This window comes from Flavobacterium piscinae (assembly GCF_004122145.1).
Classification (GTDB): domain Bacteria; phylum Bacteroidota; class Bacteroidia; order Flavobacteriales; family Flavobacteriaceae; genus Flavobacterium; species Flavobacterium piscinae.
This window is the reverse complement of sequence record NZ_SBKQ01000004.1, coordinates 211,086-227,442: the sequence shown is the minus strand read 5'-3', so window position 1 is coordinate 227,442 and position 16,357 is coordinate 211,086. Positions and strand designations below refer to the sequence as shown.

General features: G+C 37.3%; 3 protein-coding genes. All 3 read left to right on the top strand.

Annotated elements, in window-relative coordinates; genetic code table 11:
- Window positions 1–88 precede the first annotated feature (88 nt).
- From EQG68_RS05330 to EQG68_RS05320, 3 genes are read left to right on the top strand one after another with little or no spacing between them, the layout of a single operon-like run.
- On the top strand, window positions 89–3,052 hold the full coding sequence (locus EQG68_RS05330) for a T9SS type B sorting domain-containing protein (protein ID WP_129463748.1): 2,964 nt from the start codon (window positions 89–91) through the stop codon (window positions 3,050–3,052).
- Between the two features lie 2 nt (window positions 3,053–3,054).
- The gene (locus EQG68_RS05325) at window positions 3,055–5,037 is read left to right on the top strand and encodes a PorP/SprF family type IX secretion system membrane protein (protein WP_129463747.1); all 1,983 of its coding nucleotides are present in this window, start codon (window positions 3,055–3,057) and stop codon (window positions 5,035–5,037) included.
- A gap of 10 nt (window positions 5,038–5,047) precedes the next feature.
- Window positions 5,048–16,288: a T9SS type B sorting domain-containing protein gene (locus EQG68_RS05320; protein WP_129463746.1), complete on the top strand. Its 11,241-nt coding sequence runs from the start codon at window positions 5,048–5,050 to the stop codon at window positions 16,286–16,288.
- Window positions 16,289–16,357: the final 69 nt, after the last annotated feature.

Here is a 16,357-nt window from a genome sequence, read left to right as displayed (position 1 = left end):
AATTAAATGTAGTGTAGTGCCTATTTAAATTACAAAATAACAACCGATTGCTTTTGGGGTAAAAGCAGTCTGACATAAAGAGTGTTTTATGGTTTGGAAAATTACCCCAAGAAAATTATTTTTTTCTTCTTTGTTTTTGATGTTGCTTAACAGCATCGGGAATGGGTATGCCCAAACGATCGTCATCGGAACTCCCGCATTGGGATTCACACAAGCTTGTGCTTCACAAGGATTTAACTCATACAATTTAAGTTTTACCTTCTTCCCCGTTTCCAACGTTCAAGCCGGTAATCAATTTATTGTGGAGCTTTCTGATGCTTCCGGAAACTTTGGAACGGCAACAACGTTAACCACTTCAACAAGTACTTCTTCTCCGGTAAATGTATCTTTTGCAATGCCTACAACAGTGGCAGGAGAGGCGTACAGAATTAGAGTAAGAAGTACAGCTCCTGCCGTGACAAGTCCAAATAGTGTAGCATTTTCAGCATATTATGCCATTCATAATCAGCCATTTTCAATTAATAATAATTCGGGTTCCGTTTCCTTTTGTGAAGGAGGAAATACAACGTTACAAGTTGATAACACCGGAACTGCAGCTTCGCCTTTATTCTATTCCGGTTTGACCTATAAATGGTATCGGAATTTTGCAGAAGTTGCCGGAGCAACCGGTCCTTCATTAACAGTAACCCAATCCGGAAATTATTATGCTATTGTAGATTATGGAAGTTGTGTAATGAATTCCTATTCCAATATTGTCACTGTTAATGTCACTGCAGGAATCAATTTATCAATTTCTTCTGCCGGTAACGTAGATTATATCTGTGATGGAACTCCACGTCTTTTATCGTCATCGCATCAAAATACGGGTTACGTTTACCAATGGTTTAAAGATAATGTTGCCATTTCGGGAGCAACCGGACCAACGTATAATGCTGCACAAGAAGGAACTTATAAGTTAAGAATCACGTTTGGTGGTTGTGTTTTTGAATCGAATGCTATCTTTTTGGAGTTAATTGAATTAGATGTTGATTGGAATGTAGAAGCAACAGAAGTCTTAATTCCGGGTGAACAACTTCAAATTAATTCGGTTAACAACGCAACAACTCCCACTTATCAATGGAGAAAAGACAACGTAGTAATAGCGGGTGCAACTACGGCCAATTATACTGTTACTCAACCCGGTACTTATCAATTAACCGTAACAGAAACACAAGGGTGCACGATTTCTGAACAATTAACCGTTGTGGTGCAATATCCAATTGGGTTTACGGTAACGATTCAAAATTCCGGCGATTATCAATCGTGTAATGTAACGAATTCTACCTTGTCTTTAAATTCCATAATAGCTCAAACGTCAAGTGGAAATGTACCTGTTTCTCTACCCAATTCAAACTTTACATATCAATGGTTATTGAATAATACACCTGTTGCAGGTGCAACCGCATCAACGCATACCATTAATAATGCTACAGAAAACGGATCGTATAAACTTCGTGTGAGTATTCCAACTTTTGCACCCATTGAATCGAATGCTATTTCAATTGCTTTGCAACTTCCAACACCGGTGTTAACAGCTGTTGGAAGTTTGTGTGGCACAAATACGGTTCAGTTAAACAGTTCTATAACCTATAGTGTTTTTACTTATAAATGGTATCGAAATAATACCTTAATTACCGGAGCAACACAACCAAGTTATACTACCAACCAAGCAGGAAATTATCATTTGGTGATTTCATATGGTGCTTGTTCGGTTACTTCTAATACGTTGAATTTAGAACAAAATAGTATTACAGCAAGTTTGAATTTTCCGGCAACGTCAATTATTATTCCCGGTGAGACTAAAATCTTAACTGTAACAACCAACGCTGTGAATCCAACATTTGAATGGTTTAGAAATAATGCCCTTATTTCCGGTCAAACAAGTTCATCAATCAATGTATCACAAAATGGTATTTACAAAGTAATTGTTACCCAAACCACAGGTTGCAATGCAACACAAGAGGCGGTCTCCGAATTGGTTTATCCCGATTCATTTAACGTGACCATTGCCGCTAATTCAGGTTATTCACTATGCGAAAGTGACCAAGCAACGTTGTCTATTACAAACTTTAATGCGGTGAGTTCTTCTGAAACAATGTCCATTTTAAACAATTCATTCGGGTATGTGTATGATTGGTTTAAAGAGGGAGAATTAGTTTTTTCATCCTCCGGCACAACTTATGACATTACTTCTTATTTGGATAATGGTTCATACGAATTACGCGTTTCTATTCCTGGTTTTAGTGCTATTATTTCGAATGTTGTAGAAATAAAATTAGGAATATCAGATGATTTTACTTTATCGTCTGAAGGAGTTTTGTGCGAATCGGGTGGAAGTGTCACCTTATCATCAGAAATTACAAATCCGGATTATAATCTAACATGGTTTTCTATTGAAAATGACTCGGAAATCGGTACAGGTAATTCGGTTACCGTAACCGAACCCGGAAATTATTTTATGACAATTGACTTTGATGGATGTTCATATTCATCGAATACAATTGCTGTTGAAGTCATCACAACAGATGGAATTACATTAAACATAGCCGATGCCATTACTATTATTCAAGGCGGTTCAACTGAAGTGATTGCCAGCGGAGCGGATAATTATACTTGGTATTTAAATAACGAAATCATCGCAACCGGAAATACATTTTCTGTTTCTGAAGCCGGAACCTATACCATCATCGGAACCCTTGGCGACTGTGAATTTACTAAAACATTCACGGTTACTGTTGTTGAAAACACAAGTATTGTTGTGCCAAATGTGATTACCCTAAATAATGATGGCATTAATGATTTTTGGTCGATTCCAAATGAATATGTGAACAAAGAAGAGGTCGAAGTAATTATTTATTCGCCCAAAGGAAAAGTGGTTTTCAGAGCCCGAAATTATCAAAACAATTGGCCGAATTCTACTTTAGAATATGCTAAAACTGAACCGGTTTTCTATTATACCATTTCTGAAAACGACGAAATTATTAAAAAAGGATCTATTACCGTAATCGAATAAACATGATAAGACTATTCGTAATACTATTTATAGGATTTGTGTTTGCTACTATGCAAGCACAAGATGCTCCTGTATTGACGTTTACGATACCTACGCAAAACACTTTATTGTTGAATCGATTCATGATGAATCCAACATTTTCTGTGGTTCGAGAAAATAATTCCTACCTCACGCTTTACCACAGAAACCAATGGATTCAATTTGATGATTCACCGGAATTATACATGCTTTCCTATTCCGGGAAATATGGTGAAAGAGCAGGGGTAGGAATTGGAGTTTATCAACAAAATTTGGGAATCATCACCAGTTTTGGAGGTGTTGGTAATTATGCGTATCAAATTCCGATTTTAGAAAAAATCAAATTAACACTTGGTTTTAATATTGCTTATTACAATAGTGGTGTGGATAGAACCAGAGCGGTAACCAACGAACCGGATCCGGCCATTTTGGCTCTGCGAAACAATTCAATTTTAACTGTAAAACCGGGTTTGAATGTAACCTGGGGAAGTTTTGACTTTGGAATTTATGCAGAAAACTTTGTGGATTATGATTTTAAATCCAGTAAAATGGTTCAAGATTATGCACAAAAAACCTATACCGGACATGTAATGTATCATCATCAAATGCAAAACCAAGAAGGATTGTTTGAAAACGGTTTTTTCAGATTAATTGCTAGAGGAAAAATGAATCAAACCGATGATTTTGTGTATGGAGGTTCGGTGATAACCAATTTTCCGAATTTAGGATGGGTACAAGCAGGAATTGATGATTTCTTTGGAGTAAATATTGGCGTTGGAGCTCATTTTACCAAAAAATTATCTTTAGGTTACACGTATGAAAGAGTAATAAACGATGGATTAGTAAACTTTGGACCTACCCACGAAATTACACTTTCTTATCGATTTGCAGGAAAAGACAGCGAAGAAACACAAAACAGAAAATCATCTTCAAAAAAGAAGACCACAGCTATTGTTAAAAAGCCTAAAGTATTGAAAAAAACACAAGAAATTGAGGAAGAATATGAAGAGGATATGGCTGAAGAAGAATATGAGGATATGCCCGAAGAACCTATTGTCATTGAGCCTGCTCCAAAGAAGAAAAAATCGGTTTTGAAAAAGAAAAAACCATCAAAAGCAATTACAGAAGTTGAAATGCAAGTAGAATTTGAAGAGGAAGAAAACGAAGAAATGAAAGCCTATAATAAAAACGTTGAAATTGAAAAATTAAAAATGACGTTGGACGAAAATCATTTAAAACTATTGGAAATTATTATCAAACAAGATTCGCTTGAAAACTTGAAAAAAGCTGATTTTGAAAAACGAATTGAAAACATGATGCTATATATCGAACGATTAGAAACAACCATTGCTGAAAAAGATTGCAATTGCGACCCAAAAACAACGGTAGTTACAGAAGAAAAAACGGTAGAAACCACTACAAAAACAACGGTTAAAAATGGTGAAACAGTTGTTGTAAAAGAAGATAAAAATGATTTGAATAGCAAATTATCCGCTATGAAATCATCAACTAAAAGAGAAGAAATCAAATTACCAACTCAAAAAAATAATTCAAAAAATACAGAATTGGAAGCTAAAATTTCCCAACTCAAAAAAGAAGAACCAAAAACAAATACCAACTCCAAATTTACCTTAACCGATGAAGAAATCAAAGAGTATTATTCCAGACTGACCGACAAAAAGAGAGCTACAGCCAAAAAAGGAAATTATTTACAGGTAGCAAATCAAGAACCCGGATTTTACATTATTTCCAATGTTTTTTCCGAACCTGCTTTTGCGGATGATTTTATCAACAAACTAAAAAAGCGAGGAATTACAGCCCATTATTTTATTAACCCAAAAAACAATTTCAGGTATGTTTATTTAAAAAAACATTCGGAATGGAGTGAAGCCCTAATCTCTTATTACACGAATGTGGACAACACCTACTTTGATGAAATTTGGATCATGAACATTAACATAAAATAAACACCCCAAAATGAAAACGCCCCAAATACCACAATTTAAAACAATCTTCCTACTCGGTTGTTTTTTGCTAGTGAGCTTGGCCACCTATGCCCAGGTTCCTGTTCCTTTTACGGTTCGTTATGAACGAAACCTTAAAGGAGACATGACTTTAATTTCTAACGGAATTGTAAACAGACAAACCAATTCCGATGGGCCGAATGTTCCGTATAATGAAACCGGAAATTCTTCGGAATACAATGACAATCTCAACATGCAATACATTGATATTGATGGAGATCCTTCTACCTTCAGTTCAAGTAGTGCATCCTTACTTTTACCCGCAAGCGGTTGTAACAAAATTGTGTATGCAGGATTATATTGGTCCGCAACCTATCGTTTCAACAACGGGTTTTCTACTTCTCCGGGAGATGGAGATAATGTACGTGAAAATGATTTTAACCAAGTGCGATTAAAATTACCCGGAGGAGCTTATCAAAACATCACCGGACAATTAATTTTTGACGGATTTACCAGTCCTGACTTTATTGCCAATAGTCCTTATGCTTGTTACGCCGATATTACTTCTTTAGTAACAGGCTTGGCCAATCCGGAAGGAGAATATACCGTAGCGAACATCAGAGCTACACAAGGACAAATCAATGGGGGAGGAGTTTCCGGCGGATGGACAATTTTCTTTGTCTATGAAAATCCAACCATGACCGGAAAATACATTACGGCTTATGACGGTTTTGCCGGTGTTCGGGCAACAATTGGACAAACAGATATTACTTACTCCGGATTTACCACTTTACCTCCGCCATTTCCGGTAAGAGCAAAATTAGCCTCGGCTGCCTTAGAAGGTGATAATCGAATTACGGGAGATCAGTTGTTAATTAGAGCAGATTCAAATCCAACATTTACCGCCTTAGGAAATACCTTAAACGCAACTAACAATTTCTTTAATAGTAGATTAACACTGAATAATGTTGATTATACGGACAGAGTGCCCAACAGTTTGAACACATTGGGTTACGATGGTGATATTATGACGGTAGCTAATCCGCTTAACAGCGTAATTCCAAATAATGAAACTGCGGCAACATTGCGAATTACCTCAACACAAGACACTTACTTTATGTTCTTCAATGCGTTTAACATTGAAGTCATAGAACCGGATATTAAATTAGTAAAAACAGTAGAAGATTTAGCAGGAAACGACATCGGTGGGGCTGATGTTAACCTGGGGCAATTCTTAGATTATGTTATTACATTTCAAAATGTAGGGAATGATGACGCGACAAACATAACCATTCGCGACATCTTACCCATCAATACCAGTTTCATTTCGGCTGATTTAAGTGGAGCTCCTGGGGTGACCTTCACACATGATCCGGGTTTGGATGAATTGGTTTTTACTTTACCGAATAATTTAGTTGAAATAGGTGATCCTGTTTACACTATTCGTATTCGTGTTCAAGTTGCAACCACTTGTAGCGAATTAGAAGACGCTTGTTCAAACTTAATTCAAAATCAAGCTTATACAACTTATAGAGGTGTATTAAATAGTAATTGGATATCTAATGACCCAAGTTTTGCCGGACTGGACAGTTGTGGATTTGGTCAACCGGGTCCGGCGAATTTCTTGGTCGATATCGACGATTGTATTTTTGAAAACGAAGCCTATTTGTGTGGAACAGATTTAACGCTTACCGCTGCAAATGGCTACGACACCTACACTTGGTACAATAGTTCAAATCAAGTAATCGGAAATACACAAACGATTACCGTTTCCAGTGTGGGAACCTATACCGTGGTGAATACAGCAACTCCTCCGTGTATCGGAATTACGCAAACATTTAATGTATTATTATTTGGAGCAACTCAAACCAATCCGGTGATTCCTTTTGCCGATGAGGTAGTGATTTGTCCAAATAATGGTGAACAATTGCCTTACATTTTCCTTTGTGGAACGAATGACAGTCAACTCATTCAAACAGGAATCAGCGATGCCACCAGTATCGTTTGGGAGGTGTTAAATGAAGCGAGTTGTCCACCGGTTGGTATTGATACATGTGCCAATAATAATCCTTCTTGTCAATGGAATCAAGTTGGTACGGGTGCTAATTTTAATGTAACTACAGCAGGACAATATCGCTTGACGATCAATTATCAAGATGGTTGTTTTACCCGTTTTTATTTTAATGTTTATACGAATTTATTGGATATTCAATATGTAACAACGAATATTCTTTGTAATACACCGGGAAGTATCACAATTACGAATTTACCTTCGGATTATCAATTTCAATTGGTGGGTCAAACGACAGGAAATATTTTAGTTCCCTACCAAAATAATCCTGTGTTTACTATTTCAGATGCGGGAGTATATACCGTTCAAGTTACCCAAATTGGTGTAACAGATGGCTGTGTTTTCGAACTACCCAACATTGGAATTCAAGAAAATGATTTTCAAGTTAATTTAATTCCTGAAAACACCAATTGTAATGGATTTGGTAGCATTCGTGTGCAAGCTAATGGTGCACAACCACAATATCAGTTTAGCATTACCAATCCAATTTCTGCCACAAGCGGATGGGTTGTTGATAATGATTATACCTTCAATAACCTAAATCCTGGAACTTATACCGTTACAGTGGTTACAGAAGATGGTTGTACTTTTACCGGAACTGTAACTATTGAAGATGAAAATAATTTGGCTTTAGTTGCTTCCGTTTCTCAAAATATTACTTGTAATCAAGGAAATATTTTAGTTAATCCTTCAGGAGGACAACCTCCTTATTCTTTTGCAATCTACAGTTATAATGGAACATTGTTAAATCCAACTGGAACTGACTATCAAACTAGCGTTATTTTTGATATTGAATTTGGTCAGCAAGGAACCTATGTTTTTATAGTTGTTGATGCAAATAATTGTACTGCTTTATCAAATCCTGTAACAATTGAATTAGTTCCTAATGTTCAGTTCACTACAACTGTTCAAAATATAAATTGTTTTGGTCAAAATGATGGATCAATTATTTACAATTTAACTTCATCTAATGGTTTTCAGGTATCATATCAATTATTAGATGAAAATGGAAACATCATCAGCACTAATAATTCAGGTATATTCAACAATTTACCTGCTGGAAATTATACTGTTGTTTTGGTTCAATCACAAGGAAACAGAGTGTGTGAATTCCCAACAGATTTTACAATAACTGAACCAACGCCAATGACCGGTGTTGCTGAAATTACTGAAAATTATACTTGTATAACTAACGCGGGAACAATTAACATTGTTCCGGGAAGCATCTCTGGTGGAACTGCTCCGTATCAATTCAGTATTGATGGGGTGAACTTTGTTTCTTCTTCTGAATTTGCGGGCTTAACATCCGGAAATTATACGATTTATATTCAAGATGCTAACGGATGTATTTTTACAACCAATACCATTTCTTTGGTTGCACCAAATCAATTAACCGATTTAACTTTTAGTGCAACTGCTTTGACGTGTCCATCTCAAAATGCTACGGTAACTGTAACAACTGTTGGAGGAACTGCACCGTTTACTTATCAAATTATTGCTCCGGCGGGACAAACGTTGAACAACGGAACCAATCCTGTTTTTGCGGGATTAACTACCGGAACGTATACATTTGAAGTGACCGATAGCAATGGTTGTATTTATCAAGAAACTTACACCATTAATGCGTTACCGATTATAGATGTTATTGGTCAAACGGTGAGTAATGTGGTTTGTTTTGGAGCCTCAAACGGAGAAATTTCGTTTTCGGTAACAAACTCAAATCCATACAATTATCAAATCGTAAATAGTTCAAATACAGTTGTTGCATCAGCAAATAATTCAACTCTTTCAACAATTTCGCTAACAGGTTTAACCGCTTCAACGTATACGATAACAGTGACCGATACTGTTACTAATTGTACAGACACCACTACTGCACTAGTAGAAGCACCAAGTAGTGCATTAGCATTCACTTTTGTGGCTAATCCAATCAGTTGTAATTCCAATGGTAATCTAATCATAACCGCTACCGGCGGATGGGGAAGTTATCAATACCAACTTACGCAACCCAACGGAACTGTACTTGGACCTCAATCAAATGCCACATTTACAAATTTAACTCAAGCCGGAACCTATACAATTTCGGTAAATGATATCAATGGTTGTGTTGTGAGCAACACGTTCAACCTAACTACACCTACGAATCCTGTTGCTGTAATTGCACCGTCATCCGATTTATGTTTTGACGCTAATGGGGCTACATTAGTAATTGCAGTAACAGGTGGTGTAGTTCCTTATACCTACAGTATTAATGGAAACCCATCTCAAAATTCAAACACATTTGCTAATTTAACTCCGGGGAATTATACGGTAATTGTGACGGATGCTAATGGATGTACCTCAACTGTTTCGCAAACCATTCAAGTAGAGTTAACAGGCGATATATCGTTAACAAAAGGGTTAGATTGTACCGCTTCGCCAAATGCTGAAATTTCTGCTCTTATTTCAGGAGGATTAGCTCCGTTTAGCTATCAAGTTTCTTTTAATGGTGGAGCTTTTGGAACTTCAACAAATGTAGTTGGAAACAATTATGTGTATTCAACGACAAATGCCGGAAATTATCAATTTTTAATAACCGATGCACAAGGCTGTACGTTTAACAGTCAAACAATTACAGTTGAACCATTAACATTGCCGGAAATTACTTCGGTAGTAGAAGTACAAGGAATTTTATGTCATGGAGGGAATGACGGTGAAATTCAAATCAATACCAACAATGCCGTTGGATTAGCTCCATTTACTTTTGAAATAATCAACACTTCAACCGGAGTTAATTTCGGAACACAAACTTCTGGCTTAACCGCCGGAACATATCAAATTACGTTAACCGATGCTAATTCATGTACGGATACAGCATCCATTACATTAACAGAACCCAATCCGATTGCTTTCACAATAGCTACGGTAGATATTACGTGTAACAATCCGGGTGGTACTTCTTATGGTGAAATAATCGTGCAAGGTGTAGCCGGTGGAACAACTCCATATACTTATGTTTTAAATAATAATTTTGGTTTTATAGCTTCATATACTCCGGTAACCAATGAAAATCATTCTTTCCAAATTTTAAATTTTGGAATTTACAATGTGGAAGTAATTGATGCCAATGGATGTGTAATGATGGTTGACAATATTGTAATTGCTTCTCCGCCAAGTGATTTGATTATTGATGTTTCGGCTTCCACAGCGGATTGTGTGAATGGTGGAACTGCCGTAATTACGGTAACTTCTGCAGTAAGTAGTGGTTCATATGAATTTGCTATTTTAGAAACCAATACATTGCCTTATTCTTCCGCTTATCAACCGGCAGATGCGGGAACACCTGAAACATCAACATTTACCGGATTAGTTCCGGGTGTAACCTACACGTTTGTAGTACATGATTTAGTAACCGATTGTTATTATTTTAAAACAGCTGATACACCAATCAACACGCCTTCCAATTTAACTTCTGTGTTAGATGTGATTGGAAATGTAAGTTGTACCGGAAGTAACGATGGATTTGTGAATTTTACTTTTGATAATTATGATGCTACGGCTACCAGTGTTTCGTATGAAGTTTTCAATTCTCAATCGAATAGTTCAACCGGAATATCAGGAACTTCTGCTACAACAGGAGGGCCAATTTCAGTTACCAATCTTGGGCCTCTAGCACCTGGAATTTATTATATTTTATTTACTGAAAATGGAGGTACGTTAACCGGATGTAGTAGTGCTTCGGTTCCGTTTACCATTACTCAGTCAACCAATTTATTACAAGTAACGGCAAATGTTACCAGAAATGATAATTGTCAGAATAACAGAGGACGAATTTCTGCAACCGGTCAATTTGGAACCGCTCCTTATCAATTTCAATTGGTTATTGCAGGAAATCCGGCCCCTACGGTGGGAACTTGGGTTGGTAGTGCTACCAATGTTTTCAACGTAGAAGGTGGAAATTATGTGATTTATATCAGAGATGCGAATAATTGTATTCAAGCTGCACCTGTTTTTGTTCCTACCGATCCTTCGCCGCAAATTGCTGCTTCGGTTACAAATTTGTGTACTGCCGCTCAAGGCGATTTTACTATTGAAGTGACATTAACAACCGCTGGAATAGCTCCTTATACGTTCAGTTTAAACGGTGGAACTTTCCAAACACAAACCGTTCCAACTTTTACATATAACAACTTAAATTCAGGAAATTATTCTATTCGTGTGAGAGATTTTAACGGTTGTATTCATACAGTGAATCTATCAATTCCAGCTCCGTTAAATTTAACGCCTTCAGTTACAGCTCAAACTTCATGTGCTAATAACGATGGAATTATTACCGTAACACCTTTCGGCGGAAGCGGAACTTTTACATACGAATTACAAAACAATGTGGGTGGTGTAATTGTAGCAGCTCAAGCTTCTCCAATTTTTAATGGATTAGCTTCCGGAAATTACATTGTAGTAATTAACGACACAACCACAGGCTGTTCAGCTCAAGCTCCAATTGAATTAGAGCCTGCCACTCCTGTAACTTTCACCACAACACACAATGATGTAAGTTGTAATGGTGGAAATGATGGTAGTATCAATGTAACTTTACCGTCATCCAATGATAACCCGATTTATACCTATGTTTTAACCGATGGTGTAAATGCTCCTATTTCTCAAAATAATGGCGTTTTCACCGGATTAGCAGCTGGAACGTATACAATTACTGTTATTTCAGCCAGAAATTGTTCATTACAAGAAATCATTGTAATTGATGAACCGGCTTTATTAACAGTTACTGCAATGGCTACCGATTTTGCTTGTGATGCTTCGAATGTAGTTCAAACATCAACCATTACAGCCACAGCCAATTTTGGAACAGCCCCTTATGTTTACAGCATTAACGGAACGAATTTCTTTGCTTCCAATACCTTTACAATTGTGGATAATGGAAGCGTTCAAAACATTACGGTCACTGTTCGTGATACTAATAACTGTTTAGCATCAACTGTCGTTAACATAAATCCGTTACCAACCATTACGGCTGTTACTGCAACAACAGTAACGAATTTAACGTGTACAAATGACGGAATAGTTCAAATAAATGTAACAGGTGGTTCCAGTGATTTTACCTTTGAATTATTACCACAAGGAAGTCAGCCGGCTGTTACTCCCGGAAGTGGTGTTTTCAATGCCAACTTTACGTTAACAGAACCGGGAACGTATACATTTCAAGTAACAGATAATGTAACCGGATGTTATTTTGTAACCACTCCTTATACAATTGCTCCGTTTGATACCATCGAAGCGAGCATAATCAACTCTTCTGCCGTTACATGTTTTGGCGATACAGATGGAACAATTACCGTAAATGTTTTGGGTTATATAGGAAATGCTACCTACGATGTAATTGACATTCAAGGTAATATTGTCGCTTCCGGAAGTGGAAATACAACAGTTAATCCATTTGTAGTTTCCGGATTATCAGGTGGAAATTATCAAGTGGTTGTAACGGCTACTGAAACTCCATTCTGTACAGCTACATCAAACTTTGCTGTTGTCTCTTCACCAAGCGAACCATTGGTATTATCAGCCAATGAAACTGCTAATGTAACCTGTACAAATAACTTAGGTGAAATTTTTGCAAGTGCAACCGGTGGTTGGGGAACATATCAATTTGAATTGGTCAATAACAGCACTTCAACAACGATTCAGCCTCTTGGAGCCAATTCATTGTTCACCGGATTAGCGGCCGGAAACTATACCGTTACAGTGCAAGATGCCGGAGGATGTTCAATAAGTTCAACGGTTATTTTAGTTCAACCGAGTTTAATTTCTGCAAATCTTACTGCTGCCAATACTAATTTACTATGTAATGGTGATACAAATGCTTCAGTAACCGCTACCAATGTAACCGGTGGTCAAGGAACATATCAATACATTTTGAATTCGTATGATTTAACCGGAACAACGATTGTAACTTCTTCAGGTGCTCAAACCAGTCCAACGTTTACCGGTTTAGGTGCCGGAATTTATAGCATCACCATCACAGACGGATGGAACTGTGATTTTACAACGAATACAATAACTATTACAGAACCTACATCAGTTGTTGCTTCATTGACCTTAACGAGTTCTTTAACCTGTATAAATGATGCGGTTATCACCGTTTCTGCATCCGGTGGAACGGCTCCTTATCAATACAGCACGGATGGAGTGAACTTTACCAACACAACGGTTTACAATGTTGGACCCGGAACGTATCAGTTTTTTGTAAGAGACGCTAACAATTGTGCGGTAGTTCAAACCAATCAAATTACAATAGAAACGATTCCGGATTTAGAATTGAATTTAAATCTTAACAGTGCGAACATCAACTGTTTCGGTGAGAGCACAGCAACCATTATTGCCAACGCAACCGGCGGTTTAGGTAATTACAGCTATACACTTTTTGATGGTGCAAATAATGTGATTGCCGGTCCTCAAAGTAGTGGTCTGTTTACCAATCTTCCATCCGGAAATTATACAGTTGAGGTGGATAGTGTGGATTGTAATGCGGTTTCTTCCGTAATTCAAATTACCGATCCGCAAGAATTAATGATTTCCAACTTAACCGTAAACAATGTTTTATGTAATGGTGGTGCAAACGGAAGTGTTTCCATTCAAACCACAGGGGGAACAGGAACCGTTCAATATGCGATTTCACCCAATTTGAATCAGTTTTTCAACACCGGAACTTTCAACAATTTAGCTCCTGGTAATTATGAAATTATCGTTCAAGATCAAAACGGATGTTTTATATTATTAGACGTTGAAATCACAGAACCTGCTCCATTAGTAGCCGATGTTGATTTGACTTCAGTAGTTCAAAACTTATGTTTAGGAGATAATGATGGTTCGTTTTCCATTTTAATTACAGGTGGAACAGCTCCCTATTCAACCAGTTTAAATAACCAAGATCCAAGTGCTTTTGTTGAAGGGCAATTATCGTTCACAGGATTAGTAGGCGGAACCGATTATTTCATCTTTGTAAAAGATGCCAACGGTTGTGAAACAATTGCGTATATCTTCCTAGATGCACCGGTTGAAGTAATTCCGGCTATCGAATCAGTTGTTTATAACTGTACAGGAAATGTGCCGGGTAACATCGTAACTGTTTCTGTCAATGCTTCAGCAGTTGGAAATGTTCAATATGCTTTGGATGGCGGAAACTATCAAGCATCAAATGTATTTGAGAATGTACCTGCAGGCAATCATACTATTTCAGTTCAACACACCAATGGTTGTACCAAAACAGTTGATGTAAATATCGATGATAATCAGCCGTTGAATGCCACTTTATCCAGTGTTCAAAACGTACTTTGTAACGGTGAGTCAACCGGAAGCGTTACCGTTGATGTAACAGGAGGAACCGGAACAATTGAATATGCGATTTCGCCTAACTTAACCACATTTACAACCAACAATGTGTTTTCTAATTTGGCAGCCGGAACGTATGACATTATTGTTCGAGATGGAATTGGGTGTAGTATTACGCAACAAGTAATCATCACTGAACCAACTGTTTTAACTTCTAATGTTTCCGCTTTAGTACAAGAATTGTGTACCGGAGACGGAAACGGAAGCATTACAATTACTGTAAATGGCGGTGTTGCACCTTACTCAACCAGTTTGAATAACCAAAACAACTTTGTTGCTAATCAATTTACGTATGCTAACTTATCAGGTGGACAAACTTATACGATTTTCGTTCAAGATGCGAATGGTTGTATTTCCTCTATTCCGGTAACGTTAGATGCACCAGTTACTATTTCTCCAACTGTTGATGTGAGTTATATTTGTACTGGAAATGTCGTAGGAAATATTGTGACAGTAACTGTAAATGCTGCTGTTGAAAATGAAGTTACTTATTCGTTAGATGGTGGAGCTTTCCAAGCATCAGAAACATTTAACAATGTTGCGGTTGGAAACCATACCATCACCGTTAGACATACCAATGGTTGTGAGCAACAAGTTCAGTTTACCATCAATCCATCCACACCAATTCAAGCGGTATTTACACAAGTAGATGTAACTTGCCATGGTGAATCAACCGGTTCTTTCCAAGTATCAGCATCAGGAGGAACAGGTATTTTAGAATTTGCGGTTTCACCTAACTTGATGGATTTTGGTTCAAACCAAACCTTTACCAACCTACCTACCGGAAATTATACGGTTATTGTAAGAGATGAAATTGGTTGTACAACTCAATTGAATATTGCCATCAATGAACCAAATCCACTAAATGCTTCCTTAGTAACCATGTTCCCTGATTTATGTGCCGGTGATAACGTAGGAGCTATTGAAATTTCCGTTAATGGTGGAACGGCTCCGTATTCGACGAGTTTGAATAATGAAAACAATTATACCCCAAACCGTATTTTGTTTGAAAATTTAGCCGGTGGACAATCTTATACCATTTATGTAAGAGATGCGAACGGATGCGTAACAACATTGGAAGTTGATGTAGACGGTGGTATTACAATAGCTCCTGCAGCTAATGTAGTTTATGGTTGTGTTGGCGATTCAGCCTTTAACACAGTAACCATTAAAGTTGTTCAAGAAGTGGAATCGGATGTAACTTACTCGTTAGACGGTGGTGCATATCAAAATGGAAATGTATTCACCAATTTAACAAACGGAAACCATACGGTAAGTGTTCTTCATGAAGGAGGTTGTATAGAAACAGTTGATTTTACTATAACAAATTACACACCAATTGTTTTAACATTAGCAGAAACCTATCAAAACCAGTTTACAGCCACAACAACCGGTGGAACGGGTAATTATACCTACTATCTAAACGGTGTAAACTACGGATACAATGATGTTTTCCAAATCTTAGCTACCGGAACCTACACGGTGGTTGTAGAAGATGAAAACGGTTGTACTGCTGAAGCTCAAATTAACATGGAATTCATCGACATCGAAATTCCGAACTTCTTTACACCTAATGATGATGGTGATAATGATACTTGGGTTCCTGAAAATTTAGAAGGTTTCCCTAGAGCTCGCGTAGAAGTCTTTGATCGCTACGGTAGAATTATAACTCAATTTGGACACAAAGGAGAGTGGGATGGAACCTATAACGGATCACTGTTACCTACCGGTGATTATTGGTATACTATTACCCTCGACGGCGGAAGACAATTTGTTGGAAACGTTACCCTTTACAGATAAAAAAATAAAAAAATACCAACTCCAAATCGCCACAAGTTTGGAGTTGGTTTAACCCCAAAACCTACAACC

What these genes read in the sequence shown, in the direction of transcription:
- EQG68_RS05320 (WP_129463746.1), top strand. Translation starts at nt 5,048, where the DNA reads ATGAAAACGCCCCAAATACCACAATTTAAAACAATCTTCCTACTCGGT.
- EQG68_RS05325 (WP_129463747.1), top strand. Translation starts at nt 3,055, where the DNA reads ATGATAAGACTATTCGTAATACTATTTATAGGATTTGTGTTTGCTACT.
- EQG68_RS05330 (WP_129463748.1), top strand. Translation starts at nt 89, where the DNA reads ATGGTTTGGAAAATTACCCCAAGAAAATTATTTTTTTCTTCTTTGTTT.